Genomic DNA, 26,589 nt, shown 5'->3' on the forward strand with positions numbered 1-26,589 from the left:
CTTCGGTTCAGCGAACCTCAGAACGCCGGTTCACGCTCCGCCGCGTGGCGGGCGACTTTAAAGGCCGCGGTCAATTCGCTCAATTGCCGTGCCTGATCCGCCAGCGAGTTCGCGGTCGCCGCACTCTCTTCGACCAGCGCGGCATTGTGCTGCGTGACCTCATCCATTTGCGTGACCGCGAGGCTCACCTGCCGGATGCCTTCGCTCTGCTCCTTCGAGGCCGCCGCAATCTCACCGACAATCCGCGCCACGCGCCCGATTGCCGCTTCGATTTCCTGCATCGTCTCGCCCGCTTCGTCGACGAGCCCCGCACCGCTTTCCACACGCGAGGTCGATTCCGCGATCAGCGTGCCGATTTCCTTCGCGGCAGCCGCCGAACGCTGCGCCAGACTGCGCACCTCGCCCGCTACGACGGCGAAGCCACGGCCTTCCTCACCCGCGCGTGCAGCTTCGACCGCTGCGTTCAGGGCAAGAATGTTGGTCTGAAACGCAATGCCTTCAATCGCGGTAATGATGCCCGTCATCTTCGACGAACCCGCGTGAATCACACGCATTGTCTCGACCATGCTGCCCACCGAACTGCGTCCGCGCGCGGCCATCTCCGACGCGCGCCCCGCCAGCTCGCTCGCGTGATGCGCGTTTTCTGCGTTCAGTTGCACGGTCGACGTGAGCTGTTCCATCGCCGCCGCGGTTTCTTCCAGCGACGCCGCCTGCTCCTCCGTGCGTTGCGACAGATCGAGATTGCCCGCGGCGATCTGCTGCGTCGACGAAGCGATCGAATGCGAACCGGCGCGCACTGTCGTCACCGTCGCGCCGAGCTTGTCCTGCATGGACGCCACACCGCGCAGCAGCGTCGCCATTTCGTCGTTCGAGCGGATCGGCACCTGCGTGGTCAATTCACCAGCGGCGATCGCATCGAACTGGCGCAGCGCGTCGTTCAGCGGCCCCATGATCGCGCGGCGCAACGTGCGCCAGCTGATGAACGCCACCGTCAGGCCGACCAGAATGCTGCCGATACACGCGACCAGCAGCGTGTGAAAACGTGTGGCCGAGCGCTCGTTCGCCTCGCTCGCCTGCTGGTTCAGATAGTCTTCCAACGCGCCCTGGCTCGTGTTCATCGCCGTGTAAAGGCCGATCAGATGAGTCGCGCGGCTTTCGTCCATCCAGCTCGCGTCGCCCGTGCGGATCGCATCGACCAGCTTGTCGATGCCGTCGCGCCGCACGGCGGTGCGCTTTGCGTCGAGATCGTCGGTGAGACGTTGCAGTTCGGGCGTTTTCGGCAGATCGCGGAAGCTGTTCCACCACTTGTCGGAATCGGCGAGCAGCATGCGGGCGCGGTCGAGTTGCGCGCCCAGTTGCGGCGAATGCGGATTGCTCATCGCCCAGTCGAGCCCGAAGCGGGCCCGTGACATTGCCGTGCCCGATTTGCCGAGCGCCACGACCGAAGCGAAATGCACCGTGTAAGCGTCGTGCTGCGCCTCGTTGCTTTCGTTCATGCCGAGGATGCCGAGTGCGCCGGTGGCGATCAGCAGCGCGCCGAGAAACGCGATGGTGATCGCGATCCGTAGATTGATGGTCAGGTTCTTGGTCATAGTGGCTTTTTGTCGTTTTGTTCCATATACGGAACACATAACCGTATATGGAAAGTATAGCGATTCGCCCTAAGCCGAAAAAATTTAATTCGCGAGGCGCGGCAAACGCGCAACAAGCCCCTGGCCCATGTTCCGTCGGTGGTCGACGGAGATTTCATTGAATAGATTAAATTTATAGAACCATAAGAAAACAACATTATTTTTATAGCCGACGGCTTCGTATAGTCGAGCCCAGTTCGAATGCGCCCTCCGCTCGGCGCCCTCCTTTCCCGCTACTGGACCACGATGAAACTACTCAAGTTCGCCCCTCTCGCGATCGCCGGCGCACTCTCCAGCGCCGCCTATGCGCAAAGCAGCGTGACGCTGTATGGCCTGATTTCGGCGGGCGTCGGCTATGCAACGAATCAGGGCGGCAAAAACGCGTGGCAGGCGCTCTCGGGAACCGACCAGAATCCGCGCTGGGGCTTGAAGGGTGTCGAAGATCTGGGCGGCGGCACGACCGCGATCTTCCAGCTGGAAAACGGCTTTAACGTGATGACCGGCACGGCCTCGCAAAACGGCCGCGAATTCGGCCGGCAGGCATTCGTCGGACTTGCCAGCAAGACATTCGGTACGCTGACCTTCGGCCGTCAGTACGACACGGTGCACGATTACGTCGGCCCGGTGATCATCGCGAGCAACGGCGTGAACATCGGCGACAACGACAACGGCTATAACGACATCCGCGTGCAAAACGCGGTGAAATACGTGACGCCCGACTATCGCGGCCTGAAGGCCACGGCCGAGTATGGTTTCAGCAACGCCACCGGCTTTGCCAACAACAATGCATACAGCTTCGGCGCCGGTTACGAAAATGGTCCGCTGAAGTGGAGCGTGGTCTATGCGCAGTACAACAACCCGTTTAGCGCGACCAATCCGGACGGCGCGATTTCGAACGACTACGCGTCGTCGCTGCTGATCTTCGCGAAGAGCGCGCTGCATCCGGCCGCCTACGCGAGCAAGCAGCGCATCTTCGGCACGGGTGGCTTTTATACGATCGGCGCGGCGCAATTTGCAGCGCTCTTCACCGATGTCCGCTACGATTATCTCGACGGTTCGCATCTGCATTTGCAGAACTACAACCTGAACCTGAACTACCACGTGAGCCCTGCGTTCATTCTCGGCGCAGCGTATGCCTTCACCGACGGCAAATACGATGTGATCAACACGAGCCCCAAATGGCATCAGGTCAATCTGCAAGCCGACTATTACCTGTCGAAACGCACCGACGTCGCGCTGACGGTGATCGCGCAGCAAGCCGCGGGCGATGCGCAACACGCGCAGATTTTTGCGTACGCTCAATCCACCGGCATCCGTCAGATGATCGCGACGGTCGGCATGCGCCACGTGTTCTGACGATGATGAACGCCTTCGATCCGACGCAGGACCGGCGCGCGTTTTTGCGCACCGCCATGGGACTGGCTGCGGGCGCATCGGCGTGGCCGATGCTGGCCGCCGCTTCAGGTGTTGCCGATACGGCTAACGCAGCCAGTGGCTCCGCCGCTTCGAGCGTGCCCGCTTTGCAAAGCGGCGCGCGTCGCAGCGTAATCATCGATTGCGATCCTGGTCAGGACGACGCGATTGCGATCCTGTTCGCGCTAGGCGCGAGTGACCGGCTCGACGTGCGCGCGATCACGACGGTCGCGGGCAATGTGCCGCTCAACCTCACCGAACGCAATGCGCGCATCGTGCGGGACTGGGCCGAACGGACGCAATCGCTGCCGGTCTATGCCGGCTGCCCGCGCCCGCTCACGCGCGAACTGATCACGGCCGCCAACGTGCATGGCAAGACCGGCCTCGAAGGCGTGCCCCTGCATGAACCGCTGGCGCCGCTCGCGCCGCAACACGCGGTCGCCTTCCTGATCGACACCTTACGCACGGCGGCGCCGCATAGCGTGACGCTGTGCGCGCTCGGGCCGTTGACGAACCTCGCCACGGCGTTCACGGAAGCGCCGGAAATCCGCAACGGCATCCGCGACATCGTGCTGATGGGTGGCGCCTTCTTCGAACGCGGCAACATCACGCCTGCCGCGGAGTTCAATATCTACGTCGACCCGCAGGCCGCGCAGGTCGTGTTTGCGAGCGGTGTGCCGATCGTCGTGCTGCCGCGCGACGTCGCCGTGAAAGCGCCGATCACGCCGGCCCGCATCGCGCCGATTCGCGCACTTGGCAATCGCTGCGGCACCATGGCCGCCGACATCATGGCGGCGGAAGTCGCATATCAGAAGGGACGCCGGGGCGTTGAAGAAGCGCCGATGTACGACCCCTGCGCGACCGGCTACCTGATCGAACCGTCGCTATTCAAGGGACGCGAGGTCAACGTGATGATCGAGACAACCGGCGAATGGACGCTCGGCGAAACCGTGGTGGACTGGAGCGGGCATAGCGGCCGGAAACCCAACGCGACCTGGATCACCGAGGTCGACGCGGACGGTTTTTATGCCACCTTGCGCGCCCGGCTCGCTACGCTGCCGTGATCCGGCACACTCACGAACCCGTAAAGGATTCGACAACGGCCATGCATACCGTGCGCCTTGCGTCGTCAGATATGCGCGGCGAGCCACTCGCGGCAGGCCCGCACGTGCGGGCCGCGATCGTCGCCGGCAAGCGAGATCAGCGCGATCGAACGGGTGACGCGCGGCTTGTCGAGGCGCAACGCGACCAGTTCCGTGTCGTGCAGATGCATGGTGTAGAGACTGGGCAGCACCGCAATCGCCAGACGGTGGCGCACGAGTTCGTACAAAGGCTCCGTGTACTCGACGCGGTAAGCGACCGTCAGTTGCAGACCTTCGGCCCCGCCGGTGCGCTGCAACGCGTCGCTGACGCTGCCGCGCACGAACACCGCCAGGTCGCGGCCCACCAGCTTTGCCCACGCAAGGCTCTTCTTCTGCGCGAGCGGATCGTCGCGCCGCACCACCACCACGATCTGGTCCTCGAACAGATCCTGGTAGCGCAATGCGGCTTCGCCGTCATGGTCCGCCGCGGCGGCATCGGGCTCGTGCACACCGACGCCGAAATCGGCCGCGCCCTGGCGCACGGCGTCGATCAAGGCGGTGTTCGGCATGTCGTTCAACGTGAAGCGCAGCGACGGTTGTTGTGCGCGCAACGCGGCGAGCGCGGGCAACAGGCGCGCCGCAGCCGACGGAATCAGTCCGATGCGCACCGTCTGAATGCGTTCGGCGAAGGTGCTCGCCATATCGTCGAAGGTGCCGCGTGCCTGATTGAGCAGGCGCTCGGCGAGCGGCAACACGCTGGCGCCCGCGTGCGTGAGCGTCAGCCGATGCGCGGAGCGCGCGAACAGCGGGCCGCCGAGCAGGAACTCGATTTGCCGGATCGCCGCGGTCAGCGCAGGCTGCGTCAAGGCAAGCGACTGCGCGGCCTGCGTGAAGCTGCGTGCATGCGCGAGCGTGACGAAGTACTGGATTTGCCGCAACGTAAGCGCGGGCAAGAGGGACGAACGGTCGGTCATGAGAGCAATGCGTCGACGCAATGCGCAGCAGTATAAATGGCGTGGTTACAGGATGAATCAATTGATCAATAACGAATTTTCAATGCCGAAGACAAACAACCCGGTACCCGCGGCGCACGACGGCTGGCTCGAACGGCGTTTCGCGCTCGCTGAGCGCAAAACCAGCGTGCGGATCGAAACGATTGCCGGCATCACGTCGTTTCTCGCGGCCGCCTATCTGCTGGTGGTGATTCCGTCACTGCTGTCGGCGGGCGGCATGGATCGCGGCGCGGCGACGACCGCAACGATTCTCGTGTTCGTGTTGAGCACGGTGCTGATGGCGCTGTATGCGAATCTGCCGTTTCTGGTGGGGCCCGGCATCGGCGGCTCGGTGATTCTCGGTATTACGCTGGCGGGCGAGCACGTCGCGTGGCAAACGGGCCTCGGCATCGCGTTCGTGTCCGGCGTGCTGTTTCTGATTCTGACGCTGGTGGGCGCGCGCAGTCTCGTGGTGCGGCTGGTTCCGGCACAGATCAAACTCGGGCTCGGTGCCTCGATCGGCCTGTTCATCGCGGTACTTGGCTTCCGCAATGCCGGGATGGTGATTGCCAACGCAAAGACCAATGCGCTCGCGCTCGGCGATTTCTCGCGACCCGGCACCCTGGTCGCCTTGATCGGGCTCGGCGCGGCGGTCGTGCTGCAGGGCCGCCGCGTGCCCGGCGCGATTTTGTGGGCGATCCTGATTGCGGCCGGCGCGGGTGTGCCGCTCGGCGTTACGCATATGCCGGCCTCGATGCTGTCGTGGCCGCATAGCATCGCGCCGATCGCGTTCAAGCTCGACATTGCGAGCGCCTTGAGCGTGTCCGCGATTCCGTATCTGTTCGTGTTCTTCGCGGCGGAATTCTTCTCGACGCTCGGCACCACGCTCGCGGTCGGCGCCAAAGCGGATCTGCTCGACGAGAACGCGAATCTGCCTAACATCAACCGTCCGTTTCTCGTCGATTCGATTGCGGCGACGCTCGGTCCGGTGTTCGGCATTCCGGCGCTCACGGCGCTGGTGGAATCGGCGGCAGGCGTTGAAGCGGGTGGACGGACCGGTCTTTCGTCGCTCGCGGCCGCCGCGATGTTCGCTCTGATGTTGCTGTTCGTTCCGGTCGCGCTCGCCATTCCGAAAGAAGCCACTGCGCCCGCGTTGATCCTGATCGGACTGTCGATGTTCAGCACGATTCGCCATACGCATTTCGACGATTTCAGCGATTCGCTGCCGGTTCTTTCAATGGTTTTGCTCACCTTGATGTCGAACAGTTTCGGCACGGGCATCGCGGGCGGGCTGCTCTGCTATGTGCTCGTCAAGCTGCTCGCCGGACGTTTCCGTGAAGTCCCGTGGGGCCTGTATGTGCTGGCCGTGCCGCTCGGCTATTACTTCTATACCGTGGTCAAGCCGCATTGAGTGCCGCACCTTGGCACCTTGGCACCTTGGCACCTTGGCACCTTGGCACCTTGGCACCTTGGCACCTTGGTTACCCAACGCAGCCGCACAGTTGCATCCTGCACTTGCACTAAACTGATTTAGCGTCGAGTTTTACGCACTACCGAAAACCATACCGACATGAAAGAGACACTGGGCAACGTGCCCGCATCGCGCCTCGGCATTACGCTCACCGATGCCCATCACGCGTTCTTCAACGCCCTGCCAAAGGTCGAATTGCATTGCCACCTGCTTGGCGCAGTGCGTCACGAGACCTTTATCGCGCTCGCCGAAAAGAGCCACGCGCCGATCGGCCGCGATGAAATCGATGCGTTCTATACGCGCGGCGAAAAGCCTGTCGGCGTATTGCGTGTGCTGCGCGCGCTCGACGAGCATCTGCTCACGCACGCAGACGACCTGCACCGCATCGCCTACGAATATCTCGCCGATGCCGCCGCGCACCAGGTGCGCCATAGCGAATTCTTCTGGAATCCTACCGGCACGGTGCGGGTCTCGAAGATTCCCTATGCGGATGCGCAAGCCGCCATCGTGACCGCGATTCGCGACGCCGCACGCGACTTCGGCATCACCGCCCGGCTGATCCCGAGCATCGACCGCGAAGCCGATCCTGACGAAGCGGTCGCGCTGGTCGACTGGATGTGCGCGCACCGCGCGGACGAAGTGGCGGGCCTCGGCATCGACTACCGCGAAAACGACCGGCCGCCCGAGCTGTTCTGGAAGGCGTACCGCAATGCGCGCAACGCCGGCTTCAAGACCACCGCGCATGCGGGTGAATTCGGCATGCCATGGCGCAACGTCGAGACGGCCGTCGACCTGCTGCACTGCGACCGGATCGACCACGGCTATACGATTGTCGATAACCCCCAGTTGGTGGCCCAATACGCGGAGCGCGGCATCGTGTTCACGGTGGTGCCGACCAACTCCTACTACTTGCGCACACTCGCCCCGGAAGTCTGGGCCGAACAGCATCCCATGCGGCGCATGCCGGGCCTGGGCCTGAAAATTCACCCGAACACCGACGACCCGACGCTGCACAAAGTGACGCCGAGCGAAGCATGGCAATTGATGCATAGCCACTTCGGCTTCAGCATCGCCGAATTGCGGCAGTTCATGCTGAACGGCATCGACGGCGCATGGGTCGACGAAGCGACGCGCCAGACATGGCGCGCGGCGTGGGGTGCGGAGTTCGATGCGTTGGCGGCGGCGTTGCCCGCTTAAGTGCGGACCGTGCATCGGGTCAGGCTAGCCACGCCCACGCGGTTTCACTCACCAATCCACGAGCCGCGCAAATCACTGTCGTGCAGCAATTGGAGCAAGGTGCCCGCCGGACGGCTCAGCCGTTTGCCGGCCAGCGCGATGAATTCCACCGACGGCAGCGTCGGCAGACTGGCCGCGTTGAGCGGCGGCGCGAGCCCCCGCGCGGCGAGGTACTGCGGACGAACCGTAATGCCGAGGCCGCCGCGCGCGGCCGCAATGCAGCCCGAGTGACTGCTGCTCGTGCAGACCACCTGCCAGCTGAAGCCGGCTTCGGCGAGCGCATCGAGCACCACCGCGCGGGTCACGCTCGGCTCGGCGACCAGAATCAGCGGTAACGGCTGATTGAGATCGACCCGCGTACCGACGCGCGCCAGCCACTCCAGCCTCCCCGTGAACAGCGGCACGCCGCGGCGGTCGCCCAAACGCCGCTTGCCGACCAGCAGATCGATCGAACCGGCATCCAGCAACTCATACAGCCGGCCGGTCATACCGATGGTGATTTCCAGTTCGACGTCAGGATGCGCGTCGCGAAACGCCGCCAGCACCGTGGGCAGCGGCCCAAGCGCGATGTCGTCCGATGAACCGAGCCGCACCCGCCCTTTCAGGCGCGGCGCCCGAAACTGCGACTCGGCCCGCGCGAGCGCTTGCAGGATGACGCTGGCGTGCGCGAGCATGGCCTCGCCGTCCGGCGTCATGGCGAGCGAATGGGTATCGCGCACGAACAGGCGCCGTCCGACGCTCTGTTCGAGCCGACGGATGTGTTCGCTGACGCTCGACTGCGTGAGATCGAGTTGCCGCCCCGCTTCGGTGAAGCTATGGCAGGCCGCGACTGTCGCGAAGGTCTTGAGCCAGATGGGATTGAGCATGCGCCATTGTCGCCCTGGTTATCGGCAAAGTCGATAACAGTCAGCGTCCCTAGTGGGGTTCCCGATTGACGACGATGTCAATATCATGACGGAATCCCCCAACGATCGCTCCGAGCCCGGGCCGCCGGTTCATCCGTCCCGCCGCCCCCGCCGCTCAATTGAACATGAACAAGAATTCCGCTCAGACCGCGCTGCTCTGGATCGTCGCCGCCGGCTTTTTCATGCAGTCGCTCGACACGACGATCGTCAATACCGCGTTGCCGTCGATCGCAAAGAGTCTGCACGTCGCGCCCCTCGCGATGCAGCCGATCGTGGTCGCCTACACGCTGACCATGGCGATGCTCACCCCCGCCTCGGGCTGGCTCGCCGACCGTTTCGGCACGCGGCGCGTCTATTTCGTCGCGATTCTGATATTCGTGCTCGGGTCGGTCTGTTGCGCGAGCGCGCATACACTCGGCCAACTGGTGATGGCGCGGGTCCTGCAAGGCCTGGGCGGCTCGATGCTGCTGCCCATCGGCCGGCTCGCCGTTCTGCGCAGCGTCTCGGGCGAGCAATACGTGTCGGCGCTGGCGTTTATTTCGGTTGCGGGCCAGTTGGGGCCCATCGCCGGTCCGACACTCGGCGGCTGGTTCGTTCAGGCCATCACGTGGCACTGGATCTTTCTGATCAATGTGCCGATCGGCGCGTTCGGTCTCTACGCGGTGCAGCGATTTTTGCCCGCGCATGGCGAAGTCCAGGCGCCGCCGTTCGACTTCGTCGGTTGTGGCCTGCTGTCGCTGTGCATGATCGCGTTTTCGCTGGCCGTCGACGCGCCGGTCGAGACACACCGCATAGCCTGGTCGGCGGGTCTCTTCGCGCTGGCGGTGGTCAGCGCGCTCGCCTATATTCCGCACGCAAAGCGCCGCAACAACCCGCTCTTCAAACTCTCGCTGTTCAGCGAGCCGAATTTTAGCGTCGGCCTGATCGGCAACCTGATCTGCCGCATTGGCTCGAGCGCGGTCCCGTTCCTGGTCCCCTTGCTGCTGCAATTGCAACTCGGCTACACGCCGCTGCATTCCGGCCTGATGATGCTGCCCGCCGCCCTTGCCGGCACCGTCGCCAAACGCTGGATCGCGCCGCTCGTGCGCCGCTATGGCTATGACACGTTCCTGCTCGTCAACACGGTGATCGTGGGGTCGGCAATCGTTGCGTTCGCACTGATTACGCGTAGCACGCCGCTTATCGTCGGGATCGTGATTCTGGCCGTATTCGGCGCCGCCAATTCCATGCAATTCGCGGCGATGAACAGCGTGACGCTCAAAGGCCTCTCGCATGAAGATGCCGGCAGCGGCAACAGCCTCTTTTCGATGGTGCAGATGCTGGCGATCGGATTGGGCGTCTCGATCGGCGGCGGGCTGGTGAATCTGTTTTCGGCCCAATGGGGATCGGCTGCGTTGGGGTTCCGCCTGAGCTTCGTGTGCGTGGGCGTCATCACCCTGGTGTCGGCCTGGGTATTTCGCCATCTCGACGAAGCGCCCGTCCCGCGCGACGTGCGTGGCCCCGTGACCCAAGGCGCAGGGCGCTGAATACAAACGGTGTTTCGCGTTAGCTTGTCATGCATTCATGCCTGACAAGGAAACATCACAGGCCATTTGACGAGCGCATGTTTAACATGCATGGGCGTGCTGACGGCATTTTTCGACTTCATCATTTCGCTGACTGGCGGTCCGGCACGCGGGACGGCCGCTTGAGTCGCGGGTAGATGAATGGCGCCGGTGGTATGTTGCCGGATTCCGGATGAGCCTGCGGCGCGGCTGCAAATAGAAAAACCGGCTTTACGCCGGTTATTTCCGTACCGAATGCCTACAGCGCAACGGGTTTCTTTTTGAGCATCAAGGGTCGGCGCGTTTGCATCAGCGTACGTTTCGCGCCCAGCCACTTCGTCACGTGCTTGACCCATTGCTTTGGTGTGGCTTCATTACCCTGCGCCTTCTGCGGCTCGTTTGCCGTGGGTGCGGCGGCTTTTTCACTTTCGGCGAGGCGTGCTGCTTCGCGTCGCCGTTTGCTGTCGGCAATCTCTTCCAGATTGACCTGGTCATCATCCATGTTGGAACTCCCGCGACAAAACAAGAGTGAGCGCCGGTAGGCGCCGTGCTGCTTCGTCTGTGGAACGAGGCGGCGCACGGCAGGTCCGGTTGGACTCGCCGCGCCGCGCTCGCTGTATCAAGAAATCGTGTAACGGTTTTGCGGACCGCCGACATACAGACCGCGAGCCAGCGTGAGGATTTGCTCGCGATGACGGTCGAAGGCCGCCAGCACTGCCGGCTCGTCGGCGCCTACGCTCGGACTCAGATTCGAAATGACCGAATTGTTGACAGTGAAGGCGATTTCGCGCGCATTGTCATAGCCCCAGAAATTGACACAATGACGGAAGGCGTCATAACTGCGGCTTGGGTTCGGGAAGTTGAGGGACATTTCACGCTCCCGTGGTGTTTTTCCTTCTTCACGGTGCGCTGAATGTGTGACGGGGTCAAGGTGTTGTTTGTAAATACAGGGTTTGCCCCGCGGAAGCTGCCCCGTTCGCGACGCAACGCGACGGGGAAATCCGCAGCCGGCGAAGCACGCATCGGCGACCCCTCAATTTTCACCTGCCTGAACGCTGTAAAAAGTCCTCCCTTGCTCAAGGATCGCAAGCGCCTGCAACGTATCGTTGATGGCATCCAGCAAACCGACGTCCTCCGCCGTCGCCTTCTTTTGCTGAACTCGCCGCAGCGCAAGATAAAACGTAAGTTTTCCGAATGCTACGTCGTCAGTCCCACTCCCTCCCCTGACTATCTTCGTAGCACTCTCGTTGATTTTTTCTTCAACCAGTTTTTCCAGATCCATACTGTTCTCCACAACAACGCAGCGTCACAACGAACTGAAAGATGCGTCACCCATCATTGATCGATATGGATACCGAATCTTCGCTGGTTTCAAGTATAACGATTGCCGCCGTTTAAATTCGTCGTGCGACGCCCGGCCGCGCCGACCTGCGCAAGCTGCCGCACCCGTACGAAAATCAAAGCTGGCTATCGTGCCAGCCACGCAAACCGATACGCGATACCCATGCCGTGATGGCAAACAGCACGACGCCGGTCACGGTGATCAGCAGCAGCGCCGCAAAAAGCCGCGGAATATTCAGCTGAAAACCCGCTTGCAGAATCTGATAGGCGAGCCCCGCGCCACTGCCGCCCGTCCCCGCGACGAATTCGGCAACCACCGCGCCGATCAACGACAATCCGCTCGAAATCCGCAAGCCGCCAAAGAAATACGGCAACGCGCTCGGAATGCGCAGGCGCACCAGCGTCTGCCAACGGGTCGCGCGATTGATCTTGAAGAGGTTGATCAAACCCGGATTCACGCTGCGCAAACCGAGCGCCGTGTTCGAGATGATCGGAAACAAGGCCACCAATGTCGCGCACAACACCAACGCCACATTCATGTCCTTGACCCAAATAATGATCAGCGGTGCAATCGCCACGACCGGTGTCACCTGCAACAGAATCGCATACGGAAACAGGCTCGCTTCGATCAGCGGACTCTGCACGAACAGCAAGGCGATAACGACACCCAGCACCGTGGCGAGCGCAAACGCCAGCAACGTGATTTTCAACGTTGCCAGCAAACTGCCGAACAGTAAGGGCGCATCCTGCACCAGCTCGGCGACGATCGCCGACGGCGCCGGCACCAGATACGCCGGCACCTTCATCAGCACGCACCAGCCCTGCCACAACGCCAGCACCACCATGCCGACCACCCACGGCGCAATCGCCTTCGTCATGCCGGGACGTTGCAACCACGGTCGGCGCGCGGGCTTCGCGGCCGCGGGACTCCGCTTCGTGTCCCTCGTGTCTCCCGTCTCTCTGGTGTCGGCCGAATGACCCGCAAGTACGTTGCCTGTCATGATTGCACTCCTGTTTCTTCGTTCTCAAACGACGCGCGATGCGCATCGGTAATCAGCTCCGAGAGCGTCTTGCAGTGCTGCATGAACGGCTCGCTGACGCGGAATGCGTCGTCCCGTTCAAGCGGGCCATCGATCGGTACTTCAGCGATGACGCGGCCCGGCCGCGCCTGCATCACCACCACGCGGCTCGACAGATACACGGCTTCGTAAATGCTGTGCGTGACGAACACGACCGTCATGCCGCGCCGTTGCCACAGCGCGCGCAGATCGCTATCGAGGCGATTACGGGTGAATTCGTCGAGCGCACCGAACGGTTCGTCGAGCAGCAGCAGATCCGGCTCGGTGACGAGCGCGCGCGCCAGCGACGCGCGCATCTGCATGCCGCCCGACAACTCGCGCGGCAGCACCTTGCCGAATTTCGCGAGTCCCACGCCATCGAGCGCGCTGGCGACACGCAGGTCGGCTTCATGGCGCGGCACGTTGGCGAGATCGAGCGGCAGGCGCACGTTATCGGCGACGGTTGCCCACGGCATCAAGGTCGCTTCCTGAAACACCATCGACATGCGCCGCCCTGTCGAGCCGACCGTGTCGAACGGTTGCCCCCACCAGCGCATATGACCGTGCGTCGGCGTTTCGATGCCGGCAAACATTTTCAGCAAGGTGCTCTTGCCGCAGCCGGACGGCCCGAGCAGGGAGATGAACTCGCCTGGTTCGATCGACAGCCGCACGTCTTCCAGCGCAACCGTGCCGTTCGGATAGCGCTTGTCGACGCGCTGCACCGACAGCAACGGCGCAGGCGGCTTCGGCGAATAAGCTTCAGTCGATGCCATGATCATTCCTCCACGTTGATGGTAACGACATCGCGAAATACTTCAGATTCACCGTTGTCGTTCAACAGCTTCAGCAACATGCGGCGCATCAGCAAACCGGGCTGATCCGATTCCATGTGACACTCCTGTTGACGGCGTACGTCGATGCACGCGTCGTAGTCGGTGGCTTCGAGAATGTCGCGGTCTTCGTCGGTGATCGGACGGTCCCAGTCGATCAGTTCCTGCGTCGAGCATGCGTCTTCGGTGTCGTTGCGATAAAGCCATTGCGACAGCATCAGCGTGCGGTCGTCGATCGGCGTCGCGCAGTTATAGATGATGTGATGGATGCCGCTCGCCGGATACACACAGCCGAAGCGGCGCGCGAACGGCATGAACCAGCGATTGATCAGATGGCGCTCGGTGACCTCTTCGGTCGTGCCCGTGATGCGATGGCTCGCCGGCGGATTGCGCACGGGAACATGCGTCTCGGCTTCGAAGCCCCACTCGTTCGGACGAAACTCATACTTCGACGGCTTCGGGCTGTCGAACAGTCCGAAGTTGCCCTTATGCACGAAGCTGAAGTGCGAGTTGTCGAACGAGTTTTCCATCATGCGCAGCGGGCTCGTTTCCCACCGCTCGTAGAACTGCAGAATACGGCGGTAGCCAGGCGCGTCTTCTTCGGGAAACGCGGGAATCGGTTGCAGCGGCTCTTCGAGCGCGACCCACGCGTAGCCGTATCGTTCTTCGCAGCGATACGACGGCACGATTGCGCGCGACGGAATCGCGCTGCCGTTGTTCTGCGGAATCTTCACGCATTGGCCGCTGCAGTCGTAGGTCCAGCCGTGATAGCCGCAAGCGATATTGCCGTCGCCGTCGACGAAACCCTTCGACAGTTTCGCCGTGCGATGGCAGCAGCGATCGCGCAGCGCATGCGGCTTGCCGCCCGCACCCTTCCATAACACGATCGGTTCGCCGAGCAAGGTGAACGGCTGCGGGCCGGCATCGAGTTGCGTCATCGGCATGATTGCGTACCAGAAGCGGCGCAAGACGTTTTGACGGGTGACCAGCATGGGGAAACTCCTTCTTCAAGCGTATAGGCGGTGCAAACGGTATAAGCGATGGGATCGGCGATCCGGCCTCAAGGCATCACTTTCGCGTTCTGGATGTATTGCAACGTGTAGGCCGCGTGATAATCGGTCGAGGGCTTGAGCAGCCTGGCGTCGACCATGTAATCGAAGGTTTTCTTCCAGCGCGCATCGGTCATCGTGCCGATGCCTTGCGTCGCCGCGTCGCCGCCCGTCACGAGCTTGAGTTTCTTCAGTTGCGCCACGCCGTAGGCGAGCTGCCCGTCGCTCATCTGCGGGTTGTCTTTCCTGATCAGCGCATTCGCGGGCGCAGGATCGTTCAGATAGCTCTTCCATCCTTCCATCGACGCCTTCACGAAACGCGCCACCACATCCGGCTTGTTGCTGAGCGTGGCGCGCATCGTGACGATGGTCGAGTTGTAGGGCGGATAGCCGTCGTCGGCGAACAGGAAGAAATGCGCGTTCGCGTGGGCCTGTTCGGCCTGGTAAGTTTCGGACGACGGATACGCCTGCATGGCCACGTTCTGATCGGCAAAGAACGGTTGCAGGTTGAAGGTGTATGGGCGCACTTGTGCTTCGGTGTAGCCGTACTTCGCTTTCAACCACGGCCACCAGGTCGTGCGGCCCGCACCGGCGACGAGAATCGTTTTATTCTTCAGGCCGGCGAGACTGGTCACGTCGGCGTGGGTCATCATGCCTTGCGGGTCGTACTGGAATGCCGCGGCAACCGTGGTGACGGGAATGCCAGCTTCGACGCTGGAGAGCACCTGGAAGTCGTAGCCGAGCAGGAAGTCCGCCTGGCCGCCGGCGAGCAACTGCATGCCGTTGACTTGCGGGCCGCCCATCCTGATCGTGACATCCAGACCATATTTCCTGTAAATGCCTGTCGCGACCGCTTGATAGAAACCGCCGTGCTCGGCCTGTGCGTACCAGCTGGTCAGCAAAGTGACGTGATCTTCGGCATGGGCCAGCGGTGCTGCGAGCGTGACGCCTGCGAACGCGGCGGCACCGGCCGTGCGCGTCACGAATGAGCGACCGCCAGCGGCAATTCGTGCAATGCGGGAGAGAAGATGCAGAACGCGCATGACTGAACTCCGTGTGAACGTGGGGATAGTTGAGAGAGTGGGAACGCAAAGCAACAGGGAACGGGCGACGCGCGCCATGCGGTACAGGCGAACGGGACCCGGCAGAGATGCACTGGAACGGGCACGGACGCGCGCGTGCATAAACGCATGCGCGAACGAACGTCGATCGCCGAACGTGATCGCACGGGCGCATAACAGTCGGGTGAAAATTTGGGGCAACTGCATCGCACGCTCCTTGTTGGCGGAACCGGACGGTTCCGTTCAAACGCCGAATGGCTTCGACGTGGGCGCACGATGCGCCCCAAGAGCAATGCCCCACGATGACCGGCACCTGCATGCCGGCTCGCTAGCCGCTTCTACTCTGGTTTTGCTTTAAGCGAATGTTGTGCCAGTTGTTGCAACCGCCCTATAACACGGCTATTCAAGCCTTCTGCCATGTCGCGCCTCCGCGTATGCGCCGTTTTTTTGCACTCGCGCGAAGCGGTACGGCACCGCGTGAGTGCATGCCGTGCGCCTTTAGCGCCCGCGCGGCGCTGCGCCAAGCCTGAAAACAGCACTATCGGGTCCGTGCCTTGCTGTCCGATAGGTGTTCTCACACCAGGAGCATGCAATGAGCGAAACGAAAGAACGCAAAGGCGCCAAGCCTGGCGACATCGAACATCCGCAGCCCACCACTCACAGCGACAACGAAAAGAGCAAGCTGCCCGAACGCCACGACGAAGGGCGCGATCAGTCGCCGGCGGACCGGCCCGGAAAAAAACCCGGTGAAGGCGAGCCGTCAGTAAGTTGAGCCGTTAAGCGCCAACCCAAGCGGCTTTGCTGCATTTTTGCAGCAAAGCCGCATAAATTTCCCCTTTCGAACGCCTTCCACAAGACGGACATTTCTTCCGATTTATTGCGGATTATTTTTTTCCTGCAATGGACTATTTTTCTGCATGCAGCAATGTGTGCGCAAAGCGAACCGGCTGCCGCCCCTTAACGGATAAGAACGGAGACGCCCGTGTTCACCTTCTCCACGCCCTCAAGCTCGTCCCATCCCGCTCCCACGGTTTCCATCTGCCTGCCAACCTGCAATCGGCCTGAGTTGATTGTGGAGTGCATCGATTCGTGCCTCGCCCAGACGTACGGCAACGTGGAGATCGTGATCGGCGACGATTCAAAGGACGATCGCACCCAGCAGTTGATCGCGCAGCGCTACGCGAACGAGCCGCGCATCCGCTATGCGATGAACCAGCCGCCGCTCGGCCAGGCGCGCAACGTAGCGAGCCTGTTCGAACGCGCACGCGGCGACAAGATCCTGCTGATTCACGACGACGACCTGCTCACCACCGACGGCGTCGAAAAGCTGGTGTCGTTGTGGAAGCTTCATCCGCAACTCGAAGCGGCCTTCGCCGATCAGTACGAAGCGGATCACAGCGGCGCCATCGACTTCGAAGCCAGTACACGTCTGAACACCGCGTTTCGACGCACGCGGGACGCTGAAGGCTTGCAGGCGTTGCCGGGCAGAACCGGGCTGATCCAGATGTTCCCGAACAACGGCTGGATGGCCAATGCCGACCTCGTGAAGCGGATCGGCTATAAAGAGCAGTACGGCATGTGCTGCGATTTCGTGTTCGGCACAGAACTCTGTCTCGCGGCGCGCGAGGTGTTTTATCTGCACGAGTACGTGTCGGTGTATCGGAAGACGGCGACGTCGATCTCGCATAGCACGCGCGGCACGACCGTCGCTGCGACCGTCACTGCGTATGCGTTCGTCAAGGCGCTGAAATTGCCAGCGCAACTGGAACCGTCACGCAAGCTGGCCTTGCGCCGTCTCGCGCCGATCGTCGTTTCGGTTCATGCGAAGAATCGTCAGCCATTGTCCGGGTTGAAGATCGCGTTCACGCATCTCTTCGCCTACAACTATGGTTTCAGTAAGCGGCTCTATTACCACCTGTTCATGCTCTCACGCGCGGCGGTGAGCATGCGGCCGCGCGCAGCGGTGGCTGCCGTGGTTGCCGCCGCGCCTGCTGTCATTACCGAGCCGGCCGCGGCTGTGACAGAACTCGTCACTGACCTCGTGACCGATCGATCCGAAATGATCTGATGCACGCGTAGTGGGACGCGACTACCCGTTCCTTCGCCGCAGCGAGGTCAATCCGATGATCGGATACACCTCGCTGCGGCTGTAAGAAGGCTGGCCGGTTAGTCGCCGGACAACGCCTGCGCGGCGGCCGACGCGTGCGGTGGCACGACGCGCTTATGACGGGTCAGCGCATAAGTGGCAATGCGGTCAAGCGCCGTGCACAACACGAGATAGATGAAGCCGACGAACAAAAAGATCTGCGCGGGATACACCATCAGCCGATTGCTGACCTGCGTCGCGACGAACGACAACTCGCCCACGCCGACGATATACGCGAGCGAGGTGTCCTTCACCAGCGACACCCATTGATTCACGAACGAAGGCGCCATGATGCGCAGCGCCTGCGGCAGCAATACATAGCGCAGGGTCTGCGTGCGCGTGAGGCCGAGCGACAGCCCGGCTTGCCACTGGCCGTCGCCGACCGCGCGAATGCCCGCGTGCACCGAATGCGCAAGGTACGCGCCGCCGATCAGCGAGAGCGCGCACACGACCGTCGCGAGTCCGGGGACATCGATATGGAAAACCACCGGCAACAGGAAATACGTCCAGAAGATCAGCATCAGCACGGGAATCGCGCGGAAGAAACCGATCACGAGCAGCAACGGCACACGGGCGATACGCCCCGTCAAAGCCAGCGCAATGCCACCCGCAAGCCCGAGCACGGCCGACGCAAGCGCCGAGCATACTGCCAGCACCAGCGTGAGCGCCGCGCCGCCGAGCGGTCCTTGCGGAAATGCACCGACCAGCAGATATGGCAGATTATTGGTGAACAGTGTCCAGGTCATGCTCAGCGCCTCGCGAATGAGCGGTCGCGCGCATGCGCCACCGTATGCGAAACCGCTTCGATCAACGCGACGGCGGCGATATACAACACGGTTGCCACACCGAACGCCTCGAACGTTTTAAAGCTCTCCGTCTCGACCTGACGCGATGCGTACGACAGTTCGGCAAGACCGATCGCCATCGTCAGCGAGGAATTTTTCACGAGGTTCATATACTGGCCGAAGAGCGGCGGCAGCGAAATGCGCACCGCTTGCGGCAAAACAACGTAGCGGAACGCCTGCAATGGCGTGAGACCCAGCGCCGCGGCCGCGGCATGCTGCCCCACCGGCACGCCGCGCAAACCGGCCTGGAACTCCTCGGCGATAAACGCCGCCGTATAACACGTGAGTCCGACCCACCCGGCGACAAATTCGAACGACGGCCAGCGCAACACGTACGCACCGACGTGCACGCCATGCGGCGTGTTCAACCATTGCATCAGTGCGTCAGGCATCAGCGTGGCCGCGCCGAAATACCAGAAGAACAGTTGCACCAGTAACGGTGTGTTGCGAAACACCAGCACATACGCGGCCGTTGCACGACGCAGCCAGCCATACCGGGCATGACGCGCGATCGCCAGCACGAAGCCGGACAAGGTCGCCGCGAACGCCGCCGTCAACGCGAGACCGACCGTGACGCCGAAGCCTTGCCACAACCACGTCAGATACTTTGGAGCAAGCCACGCTTGCATCTTTGAACCTGCTTCATTGAACCTGCTTCTTTCACTTCTTTCGAAAAACGCCGACGGGCACGTTGCTAACGTGCCCGTTCATTGCCCGGTGTTACAGCAACTCGCCGGTCAGGTCTTGTCGCCGATCTTGAAGATGCGCACGAGCGGCGTCTTCGTTTGCGGACCGAACCAGCGGTTGTAGATCTTCGCGGCGGAACCGTCTGCTTCCAGTCCCTTCAGCGTGTCGTTCACGAAGCCGACGAGACGGGTCTCACCCTTCGGAATCCCGACGCCCATGTAGTCGTTCGAAATCGTGAACGCCGGAATTTCGTAGTTCTGCTTGTCCGGCACGTTGGCGAGCAGGCCGACCAGCTTCGGACCGTCCTGCGTGATCGCCTGAACGTTGCCCGCGCGCAAAGCTGCGAACGCGAACGGCGTGTCGTCGTAGGCGACGATCGTGGCTTGCGGGAATTTCTCGCGCAGCGTGATCTCGTTGGTGGTGCCCTTGTCGGCGCCTACCCGCAGGCTATTGATCTGATCCGCCGACTTCAGCACGCCCTTCTTCGCCAGAAACTGCTGGCCCGACGAGAAATACGGAATGCTGAAATCGACCTGCTTGGCGCGCTCGTCGGTGATCGTGAAGTTGGCGAGCACGAGGTCCACTTTCTTCGAGGTCAGGAACGGAATGCGGTTGGCCGGGTTGGTCGGTTGCAATTCGAGTTTCACGCCGAGCTTGTCGGCGAGCGCCTTCGCATAGTCGACGTCGAGGCCGACAATGTGATTGCTGGTTGCGTCGACGTAGCCGAACGGCGGATTGCTGTCGAAAGTCGCGACGCGCAGTACGCCGGCCTTCTTGATGTCGTCGAGACGGTCGGCATGGGCGAGCCCCGATACCGTGAGCGCAAGTCCCGTCATTGTCATTAACCAGGCAGCGAGTATTTTCGACTTCATTTTTTTGGATCTCTTGGTTTGTGTGCGATGCGTATCGCGATGTTTCGGAAACGGATGCGTGTTGGCGATCGCCGTCGCAACCGCGAGGTGCAACCGATGGCCACGCATGGGCGTCACCTTAGCAGCGGCGCAGCGCGGTTCGAACCAAGAAATGCTCCTGTAATAAGCGCGTTTTCTGCTAAGCATCCGCTCATTAGCAAACGCGTATTTGTCGCTTGGGCTTGCGCGTGCGGCTGATTAGGATGGACCTCGAACCGTCATCAGCCCGGAGGTGAATCGCTATGTCCGACAGTGCCTGTTTCAAGCCGCGTGTGATCGAACCGGTCGTCGTCAATCAGCCAGAAGGATTGGGGCTTGCCGTGGAGTTGTGGCTTGCGCATCCCGTCGACGGGATCGCGGGGCGCGCCGTGCAGATTCATTTGCGCAGCGATGCGAAGATGGCGCAGGCCGAGGCGCTGCGCGACCTGCTTCATGTGCTGGGGACGGAGATTGTGGTGGCTTGAGCGTGCGCTCCGTGCCGTGCTTGCCGATGGAATAAAAAACGGCGGCCGGGTTGCCCCGGGCCGCCGTTCTCACGCAGCGCTCATGCGCGCTGTTCTAGCGTATTGCTCACGCTCAAGGCTCGTGCCGCAGATAGCCTTCTTTCGAAGGATCGCGCATGCGCAGCGACACGAGGCCGGCGATCGCGCACAGCGCGGTCACATACCAGTAGAACGTCGACTCGCTGCCCACCGATTTCAGCCACAGCGCGACGTATTCCGCCGAACCGCCGAAGATCGCATTGGCCACCGCATACGACAACCCCACGCCGAGCGCGCGCACTTCCGGCGGAAACATTTCGGCCTTGATCAGGCCGCTGATCGACGTATAGAAGCTGACGATCGCCAGCGCCACGACAACCAGACCGAAGGCCGCATACGGGCTCGTCACGTCTTTCAGCGCATGCAGCAGCGGCACGGTGCCGATGGTCGCGAAGAAGCCGAAGAACAGCATCGAACGACGGCGGCCGATGCGATCCGACAAGGCGCCGAACGCCGGTTGCATCACCATGTAAACGAACAGCGCCGCGGTCATCACGTTGCTGGCGGTCTTGGCGTGCATACCGGCCGTGTTGACCAGATACTTCTGCATGTACGTGGTGAACGTATAGAAAATCAGCGAGCCGCCGGCCGTAAAGCCGAGCACCGTCGCGAATGCGCCCTTGTGCTGCCACAAGCCACGCAGCGTGCCGGCTTCCTTGCGTTGACGCGTTTCGGCCGTGGTCGTTTCGTCGAGCGATTTACGCAGATACAGCGCAACCAGTGCCGCCAACGCGCCGATCACGAAAGGCACGCGCCAGCCCCACGCTTTCAGTTCTTCGTTGGAGAGGGTTTGTTGCAGGATCACCAGCACCAGCAGCGCGCACAACTGGCCGCCGATCAGCGTGACATACTGGAACGACGCGAAGAAGCCGCGCCGGCCCTTGAGCGCGACTTCACTCATGTAGGTGGCGCTGGTGCCATACTCGCCGCCCACCGACAGGCCCTGGAACAGGCGCGCGACCAGCAGCAACGCCGGCGCCAACGCGCCGATCTGCGCATAGGTGGGCAGCACGGCGATCACGAGCGAGCCGCCGCACATCATGAACACCGAGACCATCATCGCGGTCTTGCGGCCGTGCTTGTCAGCGAGCCGGCCGAAGAACCAGCCGCCGATCGGGCGCATCAGGAAGCCCGCGGCGAAGACGCCGGCGGTGTTGAGCAACTGCGTGGTGGTATTGCCGCTTGGGAAGAAGGCCGGGGCGAAATACAGCGCGCAGAACGAGTACACGTAGAAGTCGAACCACTCGACTAGATTGCCCGATGAAGCGCCCACGATCGCGAAGATGCGGCGCCGGGTGTCGTGTGCGTCGGGAGCCGTGGCCACGGTTTGGTCGGATAGGTCGGTCATGCTGTTGTCTTTCCTTGTCTTTAAACGGAGGTAGCGGTCGTGGCGCCGCCTTCACAACGCGCACGTCGAGGTGCCGCGCTGGCACCGCTAGCACGCGTGCGCGAATTTTACAGAATTGCAAGGGAAAGATGGGAGTTTGTTAGGGAGTGACAACACACCGACCGGCGTGATGCTGCAGCGCGGCAGCGGTTATGGCTTATCGGCTTTCAGCGCGTACCAGCTAGCCCATTGCTGCTTGATCAATGCCTCGACGTTGCCCACGCTCGCGATCAGGTCTTCGACAGCTTTTATCGATGGCGGCGGCGCAGGCGATTCATAGATTTTCTCGTTGCGTTGCCGCGTGGCGTATTCAATCTCCGACCGGTCGTCGAGATCGAGGTCAGGTTTGACGTGATCGAGCAAGGTCCCGATTACCTTAATACGATGTCCGTCCCCGCCAGCGGGCGCCAGGCCGTGAATGTAAATAAATCCAACTGCCAACGCGTGCACCGATTCATAGGCATTGGCATAGCGCACGATGGGCGAATGCCTGTCGTCCTTCGCCGCCTGGAAAAACGACACGGCGTTGCGGCGAAACTGCACGGCGTTCGCGGCAGTGAACGGCGTCTTACGAACGTAGCCGGCGTTGAGCATGCCGGTTAGCTTTTCAGTCAGTTGAAGTGGAAACATCGAGCATGATTTTCGGACCTTGATCGATTGACTCTAGCACGGGATCCGAACGGCGCTTTTGCTCCCACTCATGTTCCGGATATACGTTCACATGGATTTCCCGGCCAAGCGCCTCACCTGCCGCGTCGAGTTCGCGTTGCACGCGGCCGGGACGCACGTCGCCGATCACCATGACGTCAATATCACTAGCGGGCCCAGCCGTTCCAGCGGCCATCGAGCCAAAGATGAACGCGTGCTTTATTTTGTCGCCGATCATGGCCAGCGCACGTTCGATCGGTTCCTTCAGGCCAAAACTCTTGACCGCGATTTGTCGTAACTCCGGGTAAAGCGGATGCTGAGTGTTCGCCTGGTAAAGCGCACGTCCGCCGGGCAGCTGAAGGACCACATCGCCTCCAAGCAATTTCGCGACAAAGTCCTGAGTGGAGCTACGGCCGCCACCGCTCAAGTCAAACAGTTCAGAAAGCGAATAAGCGCGCTCCGGATTCAGAACAAACGCGCCCAGAATGCGCTGTTGTTTAGGCGTGAGAAGAAAGTCCGCGAGCATCCAATACCCTTTTTCGGTACTTTGTTACCGGAAATCGGTACTTTAAATCAAATACCGGAAACCGGTAAAATAGTACCGCTTTCCGGTAAATGCTGCAATATGACTACTACAGCTTGCTCAACAAAAAGCCAGCTCGAAAGCTGGCTTTTCATTGAACCGATGGGGTGACCGGCTGGGATCCGTCAAACCCTTATCGCCGGCGGCACATACTTACACTCATACCGCTTCCTCACCGTGCCATTCTCATCGACGCTTTCCAGGTAGACGTCGAACTGCCACAAGCGCGCCATGTGCTTGAGCACTTCATCGCTATCGTTGGACAGATGCCGGTTGTCGCTCATGAAATGCCGTAACGTCAGGCTCCGGTCGCCGCGCGTATTCACCGCCCACACCTGGATATTCGGCTCCCGATGATGCATGTCGTACTGCCGCGACAGCGCCTGACGCACATACTGATACCCGCTGTCGTCATGAATCGCGGACACTTCGAGCGCATCGCGCATGTCGTCGTCCAGCACCGAGAACAGACGCATTTCGCGGATCAGATGCGGCGACAGATACTGCGCCACGAAACTCTCGTCCTTGAAATTGCGCATTGCGTAGTGCATCGCCGGCAACCACGGACTGCCGGCCAGCTCGGGGAACCACCTGCGGTCTTCCTCCGTCGGCGATTCGCAGATGCGGCGGATATCGCTCATCATCGAAAAACCGAGCGCATACGGGTTGATGCCGCTGTAGTACGGTTTCGTGACCGGCGGCTGGTAGACCACATTGCTGTGCGAATGCAGAAACTCCATCATGAAGCCGTCTTCCAGCTTGCCCTGGGCGTACATCGTGTTGAGCAACGTGTAGTGCCAGAACGTCGCCCAGCCTTCGTTCATGACCTGGGTTTGCCGTTGCGGATAAAAATACTGTCCGACCTTGCGCACGATGCGGATCACTTCTCGCTCCCACGGCTCGAGCAACGGTGCGTTCTTCTCCGCGAAATACAGCAGGTTTTCCTGCGGCTCCGGTGGATAACGCTCCTCGATCTCCTCCGGCAATGGCGTATGCCGGTTCGGTAAGGTGCGCCACAGTTCGTTGACCTGCGATTGCAGATAAGCCTCACGTTCGCGGCGCGCCGCAAACTCCTTTTCCAGCGACAGTTTCTGCGGACGTTTGTAACGATCCACACCGTAATTCATCAATGCATGGCACGAGTCGAGCAGTTCTTCCACCCGGTCGAGCCCAAAGCGCTCCTCGCACTCGGCGATGTAATTTTTCGCGTAGACGAGGTAATCGATGATCGCGTGCGCATCCGTCCACAGCCTGAACAGATAGTTGCCCTTGAAGAACGAGTTGTGGCCATAGGCCGCGTGCGCGATGACGAGCGCCTGCATCGTCATCGTGTTCTCTTCCATCAGGTAGGCGATGCAAGGATTCGAATTGATGACGATCTCGTACGCCAGCCCCATCTGCCCGCGACGGTAGCTTTTTTCGGTGGAGAGAAAGTGTTTGCCGAACGACCAGTGACGGTAGTTCACCGGCATGCCGACGGACGCGTACGCGTCCATCATCTGTTCGGCGCTGATGAGTTCGAGCTGGATCGGATACACGTCGAGTTCATATTGCTCTGCAACACGGGCAATATGCGAGTCGTACTCTTCGATCAATTCGAAGGTCCAGTCGGACGGGCACGGCAGAGGCCGTCTATCGGCTACGTTCATACGGACTTCCCTTTGCCCCTCAGTGGGCGTTCCGGTGTGTCCCCGTGCTGCAGCTGCGTCGACTGCTCCGGCTGCGGCGGCGCCTGTATCGTCCGCCTTCGCCTCGGCATGCCCCGACTGTTGCTGCTGCGGCACGCCTTTCCCGCGCGCCGGCTCATCGCCGCGCGCTTCGTTGGGCAGGTGCTTTGCCGTCATGAAGACGCCACCTGCTTTTCAAACAACTCCCGGAACACCGGATAAATGTCAGCCGCGGTCTCGACCTTCTTCATCGCCATGTGCGGCTGGCTCAGCGCCAGCTGCGCATATTCGAGCCACAAGTTCTGCTCTTCCGGCGTCACCTGGATATACGCAAAATAGCGCACCTTCTCCAGGATGTCATCCGAAAGTATCTTGCGGCACTTGGGCGAATCGTCGGTCCAATTGTCGCCGTCGGAGGCCTGAGCGCCGTAAATATTCCATTCAGTCGGCGAATAGCGCTCGTCCATCACCTTCTGCATCAGCTCCAGCGCGCTCGACACCACCGTGCCGCCGCTTTCCGTCGAATGAAAGAACGTGTCTTCGTCGACCTCCTCGGCGCGGGTGTGGTGGCGAATGAACACCACTTCGATCTTTTCGTAGTTCCGCTTGAGGAACAGATACAGCAGGATGAAAAAGCGCTTGGCGAGATCCTTGCGCTGTTCGTCCATGGAACCGGAGACATCCATCAGACAGAACATCACCGCCTGACTGGACGGCGTAGGCTGCTTCACCCGGTTCACGTAACGCAGATCGAACGGATCGATAAACGGAATGCGCCAGATGCGCCCACGCAAATGGTGAATTTCCTCTTCGAGCAGTTTGATCTCGTCGCGACGGTCGTCCGGGTCGGCCTTCATCACATCGAGTTGCCGTTCCATCTCGTGCAACTGGTTGACGAGCGGCGCACCGAGCGCAATCCGGCGGCCGAGCGCGCTGCGCAGCGAACGGACCACGTCGATATTGTTCGGCGTGCCTTCGGCCGCCCAGCCGGCGCGGATGCTTTTCCACGTGGGCACGGCCATCAGATGGGTTTTGACGAGACGCGGGAGTTCGAGGTCGTCGAAGAAATACTGCATGAATTCTTCGCGGCTCAGCTCGAACACGAAGTCGTCCTGACCCTCGCCTTCGTTGCTCGCCTGGTTGCCCCCGCCTCCGCCGCCGCCCCCTTGCGGGCGCTGGATCTTGTCGCCGCGGATGTAGTCGGAATTGCCCGGATGCACCATTTCCCGCTTGCCGCCGGGACCATGCCGGAACGACGGTTCCGCGATGTCCTTGCGCGGGATGGTGATGCTCTGGGTGTTCTGAATATCCTTGATGCTGCGATCGCGAACCGCTTCCGAGACGGCGCGACGAATATAGTTCTTGACGCGGCGCAGAAAGCGCTCGCGGTTTGCAATGCTCTTGTTCTTACCAGCTAACCTGCGGTCGATGATTTGATGAAGCACGCCCGGTCTCCAGCTGTAATTTCGGCTGCGCGAGACGCACGTTGCACAGGCATGTTTGCCCATGCAACGCTATGTCCATGCAACTTGCGCCTCGCAAGGTGCCCGCGCGATCGGA

At 61.4% G+C, this 26,589-nt stretch carries 26 protein-coding genes; 8 read left to right on the top strand and 18 right to left on the bottom strand.

What is annotated here, in order from left to right:
• Window positions 1-17: 17 nt before the first annotated feature.
• Window positions 18-1,592: a methyl-accepting chemotaxis protein gene (locus PQQ95_RS17335; protein WP_408438595.1), complete on the bottom strand. Its 1,575-nt coding sequence runs from the start codon at window positions 1,590-1,592 to the stop codon at window positions 18-20.
• Between the two features lie 285 nt (window positions 1,593-1,877).
• Here PQQ95_RS17335 and PQQ95_RS17340 point away from each other — a divergent pair, with 285 nt between their 5' ends.
• Window positions 1,878-2,987 (top strand): porin, encoded by a 1,110-nt coding sequence (locus tag PQQ95_RS17340; protein ID WP_408438596.1) that lies wholly within the window; start codon window positions 1,878-1,880, stop codon window positions 2,985-2,987.
• Between the two features lie 5 nt (window positions 2,988-2,992).
• Entirely contained in the window at window positions 2,993-4,108 is a 1,116-nt protein-coding gene (locus PQQ95_RS17345) for a nucleoside hydrolase (RefSeq protein WP_408438725.1), read from the top strand.
• Between the two features lie 65 nt (window positions 4,109-4,173).
• Here the strand turns inward: PQQ95_RS17345 and PQQ95_RS17350 are convergent, their stop codons facing one another.
• A complete protein-coding gene (locus PQQ95_RS17350; RefSeq protein WP_408438597.1) occupies window positions 4,174-5,100 on the bottom strand; it encodes a LysR family transcriptional regulator in 927 nt (308 codons plus the stop codon).
• Window positions 5,101-5,182: 82 nt separating this feature from the next.
• Between PQQ95_RS17350 and PQQ95_RS17355 the strand changes: the two genes are divergently transcribed.
• Both PQQ95_RS17355 and add read left to right on the top strand, forming a co-directional pair.
• A complete protein-coding gene (locus PQQ95_RS17355; RefSeq protein ID WP_408438598.1) occupies window positions 5,183-6,529 on the top strand; it encodes an NCS2 family permease in 1,347 nt (448 codons plus the stop codon).
• 159 nt (window positions 6,530-6,688) lie between these two features.
• Window positions 6,689-7,786: an adenosine deaminase gene (add, locus tag PQQ95_RS17360; RefSeq protein WP_408438599.1), complete on the top strand. Its 1,098-nt coding sequence runs from the start codon at window positions 6,689-6,691 to the stop codon at window positions 7,784-7,786.
• 44 nt (window positions 7,787-7,830) lie between these two features.
• On the opposite strand, the gene PQQ95_RS17365 is transcribed toward add, so the two are convergent.
• Window positions 7,831-8,691 carry a LysR family transcriptional regulator gene (locus PQQ95_RS17365; RefSeq protein ID WP_408438600.1) on the bottom strand — a complete coding sequence of 287 codons (861 nt, stop codon included), beginning with the start codon at window positions 8,689-8,691 and terminating at the stop codon, window positions 7,831-7,833.
• Between the two features lie 164 nt (window positions 8,692-8,855).
• On the opposite strand from PQQ95_RS17365, the gene PQQ95_RS17370 reads away from it, so the two are divergent.
• Window positions 8,856-10,256 (top strand): DHA2 family efflux MFS transporter permease subunit, encoded by a 1,401-nt coding sequence (locus PQQ95_RS17370; protein WP_408438601.1) that lies wholly within the window; start codon window positions 8,856-8,858, stop codon window positions 10,254-10,256.
• 277 nt (window positions 10,257-10,533) lie between these two features.
• On the opposite strand, the gene PQQ95_RS17375 is transcribed toward PQQ95_RS17370, so the two are convergent.
• The 7 genes from PQQ95_RS17375 to PQQ95_RS17405 all read right to left on the bottom strand — a co-directional run bounded on the left by PQQ95_RS17375 (window position 10,534) and on the right by PQQ95_RS17405 (window position 15,595).
• Window positions 10,534-10,854 carry a hypothetical protein gene (locus PQQ95_RS17375; RefSeq protein WP_408438602.1) on the bottom strand — a complete coding sequence of 107 codons (321 nt, stop codon included), beginning with the start codon at window positions 10,852-10,854 and terminating at the stop codon, window positions 10,534-10,536.
• Window positions 10,855-10,893: 39 nt separating this feature from the next.
• Window positions 10,894-11,145 carry a DUF1488 family protein gene (locus tag PQQ95_RS17380; RefSeq protein WP_408438603.1) on the bottom strand — a complete coding sequence of 84 codons (252 nt, stop codon included), beginning with the start codon at window positions 11,143-11,145 and terminating at the stop codon, window positions 10,894-10,896.
• Window positions 11,146-11,307: 162 nt separating this feature from the next.
• On the bottom strand, window positions 11,308-11,556 hold the full coding sequence (locus PQQ95_RS17385) for a hypothetical protein (protein WP_408438604.1): 249 nt from the start codon (window positions 11,554-11,556) through the stop codon (window positions 11,308-11,310).
• A 175-nt stretch (window positions 11,557-11,731) separates the two neighbouring features.
• A complete protein-coding gene (locus PQQ95_RS17390) occupies window positions 11,732-12,493 on the bottom strand; it encodes an ABC transporter permease (protein ID WP_408438727.1) in 762 nt (253 codons plus the stop codon).
• Between the two features lie 119 nt (window positions 12,494-12,612).
• Window positions 12,613-13,446 (bottom strand): ABC transporter ATP-binding protein, encoded by an 834-nt coding sequence (locus PQQ95_RS17395; RefSeq protein ID WP_408438605.1) that lies wholly within the window; start codon window positions 13,444-13,446, stop codon window positions 12,613-12,615.
• 2 nt (window positions 13,447-13,448) lie between these two features.
• A complete protein-coding gene (locus PQQ95_RS17400) occupies window positions 13,449-14,495 on the bottom strand; it encodes an aromatic ring-hydroxylating dioxygenase subunit alpha (protein ID WP_408438606.1) in 1,047 nt (348 codons plus the stop codon).
• A 68-nt stretch (window positions 14,496-14,563) separates the two neighbouring features.
• Entirely contained in the window at window positions 14,564-15,595 is a 1,032-nt protein-coding gene (locus PQQ95_RS17405) for an ABC transporter substrate-binding protein (protein ID WP_408438607.1), read from the bottom strand.
• A 610-nt stretch (window positions 15,596-16,205) separates the two neighbouring features.
• Between PQQ95_RS17405 and PQQ95_RS17410 the strand changes: the two genes are divergently transcribed.
• Together PQQ95_RS17410 and PQQ95_RS17415 are read left to right on the top strand one after the other, a co-directional pair.
• A complete protein-coding gene (locus PQQ95_RS17410) occupies window positions 16,206-16,385 on the top strand; it encodes a hypothetical protein (RefSeq protein WP_408438608.1) in 180 nt (59 codons plus the stop codon).
• 210 nt (window positions 16,386-16,595) lie between these two features.
• Window positions 16,596-17,681: a glycosyltransferase family 2 protein gene (locus PQQ95_RS17415; RefSeq protein ID WP_408438609.1), complete on the top strand. Its 1,086-nt coding sequence runs from the start codon at window positions 16,596-16,598 to the stop codon at window positions 17,679-17,681.
• A 98-nt stretch (window positions 17,682-17,779) separates the two neighbouring features.
• Here PQQ95_RS17415 and PQQ95_RS17420 read toward each other — a convergent pair whose 3' ends face one another.
• The 3 genes from PQQ95_RS17420 to PQQ95_RS17430 all read right to left on the bottom strand — a co-directional run bounded on the left by PQQ95_RS17420 (window position 17,780) and on the right by PQQ95_RS17430 (window position 20,163).
• Window positions 17,780-18,505: an amino acid ABC transporter permease gene (locus tag PQQ95_RS17420; RefSeq protein ID WP_408438610.1), complete on the bottom strand. Its 726-nt coding sequence runs from the start codon at window positions 18,503-18,505 to the stop codon at window positions 17,780-17,782.
• 2 nt (window positions 18,506-18,507) lie between these two features.
• On the bottom strand, window positions 18,508-19,233 hold the full coding sequence (locus PQQ95_RS17425) for an amino acid ABC transporter permease (protein ID WP_408438611.1): 726 nt from the start codon (window positions 19,231-19,233) through the stop codon (window positions 18,508-18,510).
• A gap of 108 nt (window positions 19,234-19,341) precedes the next feature.
• Window positions 19,342-20,163, bottom strand: coding sequence for an ABC transporter substrate-binding protein (locus PQQ95_RS17430; protein ID WP_408438612.1), 822 nt, complete (start codon window positions 20,161-20,163; stop codon window positions 19,342-19,344).
• A gap of 281 nt (window positions 20,164-20,444) precedes the next feature.
• Between PQQ95_RS17430 and PQQ95_RS17435 the strand changes: the two genes are divergently transcribed.
• Window positions 20,445-20,666 (top strand): hypothetical protein, encoded by a 222-nt coding sequence (locus PQQ95_RS17435; protein ID WP_063495933.1) that lies wholly within the window; start codon window positions 20,445-20,447, stop codon window positions 20,664-20,666.
• Between the two features lie 112 nt (window positions 20,667-20,778).
• Here PQQ95_RS17435 and PQQ95_RS17440 read toward each other — a convergent pair whose 3' ends face one another.
• The 5 genes from PQQ95_RS17440 to PQQ95_RS17460 all read right to left on the bottom strand — a co-directional run bounded on the left by PQQ95_RS17440 (window position 20,779) and on the right by PQQ95_RS17460 (window position 26,474).
• On the bottom strand, window positions 20,779-22,092 hold the full coding sequence (locus PQQ95_RS17440) for an MFS family transporter (protein WP_408438613.1): 1,314 nt from the start codon (window positions 22,090-22,092) through the stop codon (window positions 20,779-20,781).
• Between the two features lie 189 nt (window positions 22,093-22,281).
• Complete coding sequence (locus PQQ95_RS17445) at window positions 22,282-22,761, bottom strand: hypothetical protein (protein ID WP_408438614.1); 480 nt, start codon at window positions 22,759-22,761, stop codon at window positions 22,282-22,284.
• Window positions 22,739-23,305, bottom strand: a complete 567-nt coding sequence (locus PQQ95_RS17450; RefSeq protein WP_408438615.1) for a nucleotidyltransferase domain-containing protein — start codon at window positions 23,303-23,305, stop codon at window positions 22,739-22,741. Before PQQ95_RS17450 ends, PQQ95_RS17445 begins: the two co-directional genes overlap by 23 nt.
• A 182-nt stretch (window positions 23,306-23,487) precedes the next feature.
• On the bottom strand, window positions 23,488-25,206 hold the full coding sequence (locus PQQ95_RS17455; RefSeq protein ID WP_408438616.1) for a SpoVR family protein: 1,719 nt from the start codon (window positions 25,204-25,206) through the stop codon (window positions 23,488-23,490).
• Window positions 25,203-26,474 (bottom strand): YeaH/YhbH family protein, encoded by a 1,272-nt coding sequence (locus tag PQQ95_RS17460; protein WP_408438617.1) that lies wholly within the window; start codon window positions 26,472-26,474, stop codon window positions 25,203-25,205. Before PQQ95_RS17460 ends, PQQ95_RS17455 begins: the two co-directional genes overlap by 4 nt.
• Window positions 26,475-26,589 lie beyond the last annotated feature (115 nt).

This window comes from Paraburkholderia caffeinilytica (assembly GCF_046030355.1).
In the GTDB taxonomy this organism is placed as follows: domain Bacteria; phylum Pseudomonadota; class Gammaproteobacteria; order Burkholderiales; family Burkholderiaceae; genus Paraburkholderia; species Paraburkholderia caffeinilytica_B.